Below are 1,011 nucleotides of genomic sequence, written 5' to 3'. Positions count from 1 at the left end.
ATAGAATATTTTCATACAGAGAAAAACTGGAGTATTGGATGGATGTGTAAACATTTGGAGGTCGCAAGAGCTGCTTATTATAAATGGCTACACCGTGAAACACCTGAGGATGAAATGGAAAACATCAAACTTGCAGAGCTCATTAAGGAGTATGATGAACGCTTTAGTCATATCTTAGGGTATCGGAGAATGACTTCTTGGATCAATCATTTTAATCAAACAAAGTACAGCAAAAATAGAGTTCACAGAATTATGAAAAAACTGGGAATCCATTCCGTTATACGAAAAAAGAAGAAAAAATATAGGAATGCCAATGCAGATGAAACAACACAAAATATATTACAAAGAGATTTTTACGCAACTGCACCCAATCAAAAATGGGCTACTGATGTGACTGAATTTAAAGTGCCAGGTAAAAAAAAGAAGTTGTATTTAAGTGCCATTATAGATCTGTATGATAGATATCCTGTGTCATATGCTGTTAGTGCCAGAAATGATAATAAATTAGTATTTAAAACTTTTGATAAGGCAATTGCGTTGAACCCCTGTGCAAAGCCGATTTTTCATTCAGATCGGGGATTCCAGTATACCAGCAAAATGTTTAAAAAGAAACTTGTAAAACAAGAAATGAGACAATCCATGTCTCGGGTTGGACATTGTATTGATAATGGACCAACAGAAGGTTTCTGGGGAATTATCAAAGCAGAAATGTATCAGATGTACGAAATAACTGATGAATCCTCATTAAGATTTGCAATAAAGGATTATATAAGATTTTATAGTGAAGAACGTCCACAGGATAGGTATTGCTGCAAAACACCCCTAGAAGTACGTCAAGAAGCACTGAAATCTGACATACCAGTAGAATATCCTATTCCAGAAAACAAACGAATTAAAAAATATAAAGAGAAATGGTGTGCATAAAAATACCTACACTCCAAAATGAAATGTAGGTATTTTTGTCGCTTACCTTTAGATATTTCACCTGTCTACTTGACAAGGGGCATATCA

The 1,011-nt window shown here is 34.4% G+C and carries 1 protein-coding gene; it reads left to right on the top strand.

Annotation, left to right across the window (positions count from 1 at the left end):
* Window positions 1-924, top strand: a 924-nt coding sequence (locus tag AB5706_RS23015; protein ID WP_368366340.1) for an IS3 family transposase, incomplete at its 5' end; no start/stop codon positions are given.
* Window positions 925-1,011 lie beyond the last annotated feature (87 nt).

Source organism: Ruminococcus sp. RTP21484sp1_RTP21277st1_D2_RTP21277_210401 (genome assembly GCF_040924225.1).
Taxonomy (GTDB): domain Bacteria; phylum Bacillota; class Clostridia; order Lachnospirales; family Lachnospiraceae; genus Blautia_A; species Blautia_A faecis.
This window is presented reverse-complemented; position numbering and strand designations above follow the sequence as displayed.